This window comes from Escherichia sp. WS547 (assembly GCF_046486065.1).
GTDB classification, from domain to species: Bacteria; Pseudomonadota; Gammaproteobacteria; order Enterobacterales; family Enterobacteriaceae; genus Escherichia; species Escherichia coli.
Map to the genome: position 1 here is coordinate 1 of NZ_JBJQMA010000050.1, position 5793 is coordinate 5793.

Sequence of the window (5793 nt, forward strand, 5' to 3'; positions counted from 1 at the left end):
CTGAATTCACTGTCGGCGAAGGTAAGTTGATGACTCATGATGAACCCTGTTCCATGGCTCCAGATGACAAACATGATCTCATATCAGGGACTTGTTCGCACCTTCCCTAAGTCATCGACCAGTTCATCTGTAGAGTAAGAGTTCCATAAATTCCAGAGCAATGCCGCATCAGATTGTATACTTCCTGTTTGTTGATTATTCAGAATTCGCCTTTGTAACTCGGCAAACGCCAGCTGCCAGTTTTCAGGATAAGAGCGGTAATTATTGTCGGGGTCATATGCCCTGGTGTTATTCGCGATGCGCTTCCATATTTGGCCATCTTTGTACAGATAATTGATCTCTCTGGGGCGAGAGCGATGAGGAAAAGCAAATCGATTAATATCGCCAGTTACCGGAATGACTGCATCATCAGCCACCCATGGGCGTTTGTTTTTACTCTCAGGGGAGGTTTCAACTTCAGGAGTGGCTTTGGTGATGGGGGGGATATGCACGTTTGCTAAAGCATTTTCCACATAGCCTTTTTTCGTTTTCTCTGCGATCAGCTTAAGCTCCGCTTTTGCCGCTGCCGCAGCATCCGCAAAACTTTTTACCTGGTTTTGCCCTTTGGTGCCAACTTTTCCCCAACAGATATGCAACTCGTTTCCCTGTTGCTCCACCGCCCAGAATTTATGTGATTTTTCGTCCTGAAAGATAAAGTGCCTCATTCTGCATCCCTGTAATTTTATCCAGTTGAATGCTGATGCTACCAGTATTTATGCGGGTTAGAGAGAGACAAAATCGCAAGAAAACAACTTTAGGAATTTATAAAGAAAAGGCGCTGTCGATACAGCGCCTTGAAAGGAGATTATTTCACCTGATGACCCGGTTTAGCACCGGCATCCGGGCTTAGCAGGAAAATATCTTTCCCGCCAGGACCGGCAGCCATCACCATGCCTTCGGAGATACCGAAGCGCATTTTACGTGGTGCCAGGTTAGCCACCATAATGGTGTGACGACCAATCAGTGCCTGCGGATCCGGGTAAGCAGAACGAATGCCGGAGAAGACATTGCGTTTTTCACCGCCGAGATCCAGCGTCAGGCGCAGCAGTTTGTCGGAACCTTCAACAAACTCTGCGTTTTCAATCAGTGCCACGCGCAGGTCAACTTTGGCGAAGTCATCAAAGGTGATAGTTTCCTGGATTGGATCGTCAGCCAGCGGGCCAGTTACCGGCGCGGCAGCGGCTTTTACTTCTTCTTTAGATGCTTCCACCAGTGCTTCAACCTGCTTCATATCGATGCGGTTATACAGCGCCTTGAACGGATTCACTTTATGGCCCAACAGCGGTTGCTGGATACCATGCCAGGTCAGTTCTGTATTGAGGAATGCTTCTGCACGCTCGGTCAGTTTCGGCAGTACCGGCTTCAGGTAAGTCATCAGCACGCGGAACAGGTTGATGCCCATCGAGCAAATTGCCTGCAGGTCGGCATCGCGGCCTTCCTGTTTCGCCACCACCCACGGAGCCTGTTCATCGACATAGCGGTTAGCCAGATCAGCCAGCGCCATAATTTCGCGTACTGCTTTACCAAATTCGCGGCTTTCCCACGCTTCACCAATCACTTCAGCGGCATCCGTGAAGGTTTTGTACAACTGCGGGTCAGCCAGTTCGCTTGCCAGCACGCCGTCAAAACGCTTGTTGATAAAGCCAGCGTTACGGGATGCCAGGTTAACCACTTTATTCACGATATCGGCATTCACACGCTGAACGAAATCTTCCAGGTTGAGATCGATATCATCAATGCGCGAAGAGAGTTTCGCAGTGTAGTAGTAACGCAGGCTGTCAGCATCAAAATGATTCAGCCAGGTACTGGCTTTAATAAAGGTGCCGCGAGACTTGGACATCTTCGCGCCGTTCACCGTCACATAGCCATGAACAAACAGGTTAGTCGGCTTGCGGAAGTTGCTGCCTTCCAGCATGGCAGGCCAGAACAGGCTGTGGAAGTAAACGATATCTTTACCGATGAAGTGGTACAGCTCGGCGGTGGAATCTTTCTTCCAGTATTCATCGAAGCTGGTGGTGTTGCCGCGTTTGTCGCACAGATTCTTGAAGGAACCCATGTAGCCAATCGGTGCGTCCAGCCAGACGTAGAAATATTTGCCCGGCGCGTTCGGAATTTCAAAACCGAAGTAAGGGGCGTCGCGGGAGATATCCCACTGTTGCAGGCCGGATTCAAACCACTCCTGCATTTTGTTTGCCACCTGCTCCTGCAACGCACCGCTGCGGGTCCATGCCTGCAACATTTCGCTGAAAGAGGGCAGATCAAAGAAGAAGTGTTCAGAATCACGCATTACCGGGGTAGCGCCAGAAACCACCGATTTCGGCTCGATCAGTTCAGTCGGGCTGTAGGTCGCACCGCAGACTTCGCAGTTATCGCCGTATTGATCCGGGGATTTACATTTCGGGCAGGTGCCTTTTACAAAACGGTCCGGCAGGAACATGCCTTTTTCCGGATCGTAAAGCTGAGAGATGGTGCGGTTTTTAATAAAACCGTTTTCTTTCAGGCGAGAGTAGATAAGTTCTGACAACTGGCGGTTCTCTTCGCTGTGCGTCGAGTGATAGTTGTCATAGCTGATGTTAAAGCCTGCGAAATCAGTCTGATGCTCCTGACTCATTTCGCCAATCATCTGCTCCGGGGTGATACCGAGCTGCTGAGCTTTCAGCATGATCGGTGTGCCGTGGGCATCGTCGGCGCAGATGAAGTTGACCTCGTGGCCGCGCATTCGCTGGTAACGGACCCAGACATCAGCCTGGATGTGCTCCAGCATATGGCCGAGGTGGATTGAGCCGTTAGCGTACGGCAGTGCGCACGTCACCAGAATTTTCTTCGCGACTTGAGTCATAGTAGGCATTACTTCTTAATAGTGAAAAGGGGTTAGATAGTACCAAATGGAAAAATGTTAAGTAAGTACTTCTCTATATTCTTCAGGTAAACTATCAGCTGATGGTTTATCTATACAAAAAAGGAGTCGGGATGAACGAACAATCCCAGGCCAAATCACCAGAAGCCTTGCGCGCAATGGTCGCCGGGACACTGGCCAATTTTCAGCACCCAACCCTGAAGCATAACCTCACCACGCTGAAAGCGTTGCACCATGTCGCCTGGATGGACGACACGTTGCATGTGGAACTGGTTATGCCATTCGTCTGGCATAGCGCGTTCGAAGAGTTAAAAGAGCAATGTAGCGCCGAACTGCTGCGCATCACCGGGGCGAAAGCTATCGACTGGAAACTGTCGCACAATATCGCCACCTTAAAACGCGTGAAGAATCAGCCGGGAATTAACGGCGTGAAGAACATCATTGCGGTCAGCTCCGGTAAAGGCGGCGTGGGTAAATCCTCCACGGCGGTAAACCTGGCGCTGGCACTGGCGGCGGAAGGGGCGAAAGTCGGCATTCTGGACGCCGATATCTACGGCCCATCAATACCCACCATGCTGGGTGCAGAAAATCAGCGTCCAACTTCGCCGGACGGTACCCATATGGCACCGATTATGTCTCATGGACTGGCAACCAATTCAATTGGTTATCTGGTCACTGACGACAATGCGATGGTGTGGCGTGGTCCGATGGCGAGCAAGGCGTTAATGCAGATGTTGCAGGAAACCTTGTGGCCGGATCTCGACTATCTGGTGCTTGATATGCCGCCAGGCACCGGTGACATTCAATTGACACTGGCACAAAACATACCAGTAACTGGCGCGGTAGTGGTCACCACTCCGCAGGACATTGCGTTGATCGATGCGAAAAAAGGCATTGTGATGTTCGAGAAAGTCGAGGTTCCGGTGCTCGGTATTGTCGAGAACATGAGTGTGCATATTTGCAGTAACTGTGGTCACCATGAACCGATTTTCGGTACCGGTGGTGCAGAGAAACTGGCCGAGAAATATCACACGCAGTTGCTGGGGCAGATGCCGTTACACATCTCCTTACGTGAAGATCTCGATAAAGGCACGCCAACGGTTATCAGCCGTCCGGAGAGCGAATTTACCGCTATCTACCGCCAGCTGGCTGACCGCGTTGCAGCCCAGCTTTATTGGCAGGGAGAAGTCATTCCTGGCGAGATTTCCTTCCGCGCGGTCTAACGCGTATTAACCTTTTTGGTTGTTTTTCATACACCGCAGAGATGTTACATTGATGCGGTGTATTTGTTTTTGCCGCATTAATGAACACTTATTTAATGCTGCAAATATTCTGCGGACCTTCGTCCGAAACTCTATAAAGTCGATTGATCGTACAGGCAATGCTTCATTATCATCCTTCGTGGCTGTGTAGTGGATGTACAGCTATAGTTTGTTATGCACTCATTCTATCCAGGCATAACCTTTACTACAGGGATAACGTTCAATGAATAAGTACTGGCTGTCAGGAATTATTTTTCTTGCCTATGGAATGGCTTCTCCCGCGTTCTCTTCACAGACTGCCACATTAACGATTAATGGCAGGATCAGTCCCCCAACATGCAGTATGGCTATGGTTAATGGTCAACCTCAACAGTATTGTGGTCAGTTAACGTATGATGTTGATACCCGTCATCAGGTTTCTTCGCCAGTCAAAGGTGTAACGACAGAAGTGGTTGTTGCAGGTAGCGATAGCAAACGTCGAATCGTGTTAAATCGCTACGATTAATTTGCCACCCTGGTTTTTTAATCGGATTTAGAAAGCTGAAATCATTCGTGTGAATGATTTCAGCTTTTTTATTTATATCAATAATACCACTTACAAAAATCTGCATTAATTAATAGATGTGATAAATATTTAATATGTTTAAGTATTTGTTGTGTTTATATTGCAATAGTTAATTTGTTTTAAATCAATAAAACAATATGTTTACATTTCGGCAACTTTTTTGATGTGAGAAATTTGTTTCCAAGAGATACAGACTCTTAACAACCAAAAAATAAATTTTATTAAGGAACATATTATGAAACGTTCAATTATTGCTGCCGCTGTCTTTTCTTCTTTTTTTATGAGCGCTGGGGTATTTGCCGCAGACGTTGATACCGGAACATTAACCATTAAAGGGAATATTGCAGAATCTCCGTGTAAATTCGAAGCGGGTGGCGATTCAGTAAGTATTAATATGCCAACTGTACCAACCACTGTCTTTGAAGGTAAAGCTAAATACTCGACCTATGATGATGCAGTCGGTGTAACCAGCAGCATGTTAAAAATTAGCTGTCCGAAAGAAGTTGCTGGTGTAAAACTCTCGTTGATTACCAACGATAAAATAACCGGAAACGATAAGGCGATAGCCAGTAGCAACGATACCGTGGGGTACTATCTCTATTTAGGTGATAACAGCGATGTCCTGGATGTTTCTGCACCTTTTAACATTGAGAGTTATAAAACAGCGGAAGGTCAATATGCTATTCCGTTTAAAGCAAAATACCTGAAGCTGACAGATAATTCAGTGCAATCAGGTGATGTGTTATCTTCTCTGGTTATGCGTGTGGCGCAGGATTAATAAATAAAACTTCAAGTTTCTCCAGGTAATAAACATGGCCGCTATCCCCATGGCGGCCTTTTAATTTAAGAGGCATTAAGATGAAAGGATTATTAGCTTTACTCATTTCTTCTATGGTCCTTCCTGCACATGCCGGTATTGTTATCTACGGGACGCGTATTATTTACCCGGCAGAAAATAAAGGGAAGGTGCGAACAAGTCCCTGATATGAGATCATGTTTGTCATCTGGAGCCATGGAACAGGGTTCATCATGAGTCATCAACTTACCTTCGCCGACAGTGAATTCAGCAG

Annotated in this window: 4 protein-coding genes and 2 pseudogenes; 4 read left to right on the plus strand and 2 right to left on the minus strand. The window is 47.4% G+C overall.

Going from position 1 to position 5793, the window contains the following annotated elements; genetic code table 11:
- Positions 1-107 precede the first annotated feature (107 nt).
- Both ACJHWK_RS23725 and metG read right to left on the minus strand, forming a co-directional pair.
- Positions 108-704 (minus strand): annotated as a pseudogene (locus ACJHWK_RS23725) (WGR domain-containing protein); the annotation flags it as partial.
- Between the two features lie 140 nt (positions 705-844).
- On the minus strand, positions 845-2878 hold the full coding sequence (gene metG / locus ACJHWK_RS23730) for a methionine--tRNA ligase (protein WP_001520834.1): 2034 nt from the start codon (positions 2876-2878) through the stop codon (positions 845-847).
- Positions 2879-3009: 131 nt separating this feature from the next.
- Between metG and apbC the strand changes: the two genes are divergently transcribed.
- From apbC to ACJHWK_RS23750, 4 genes and pseudogenes are all read left to right on the plus strand, one after another.
- Positions 3010-4119 (plus strand): iron-sulfur cluster carrier protein ApbC, encoded by a 1110-nt coding sequence (gene apbC / locus ACJHWK_RS23735; protein ID WP_001005448.1) that lies wholly within the window; start codon positions 3010-3012, stop codon positions 4117-4119.
- A gap of 262 nt (positions 4120-4381) precedes the next feature.
- Positions 4382-4663: a YehE family protein gene (locus ACJHWK_RS23740; protein ID WP_001328276.1), complete on the plus strand. Its 282-nt coding sequence runs from the start codon at positions 4382-4384 to the stop codon at positions 4661-4663.
- Between the two features lie 295 nt (positions 4664-4958).
- Positions 4959-5501, plus strand: a complete 543-nt coding sequence (locus ACJHWK_RS23745) for a fimbrial protein (RefSeq protein ID WP_000830468.1) — start codon at positions 4959-4961, stop codon at positions 5499-5501.
- A gap of 80 nt (positions 5502-5581) precedes the next feature.
- Positions 5582-5683: pseudogene (locus ACJHWK_RS23750) on the plus strand (hypothetical protein); the annotation flags it as partial.
- Positions 5684-5793: the final 110 nt, after the last annotated feature.

Excerpts from the sequence above, each read along its gene's own strand:
- ACJHWK_RS23745 (WP_000830468.1), top strand. The coding sequence starts at position 4,959 with ATGAAACGTTCAATTATTGCTGCCGCTGTCTTTTCTTCTTTTTTTATG.
- ACJHWK_RS23740 (WP_001328276.1), top strand. The coding sequence starts at position 4,382 with ATGAATAAGTACTGGCTGTCAGGAATTATTTTTCTTGCCTATGGAATG.
- metG (WP_001520834.1), bottom strand. The coding sequence starts at position 2,878 with ATGACTCAAGTCGCGAAGAAAATTCTGGTGACGTGCGCACTGCCGTAC.
- apbC (WP_001005448.1), top strand. The coding sequence starts at position 3,010 with ATGAACGAACAATCCCAGGCCAAATCACCAGAAGCCTTGCGCGCAATG.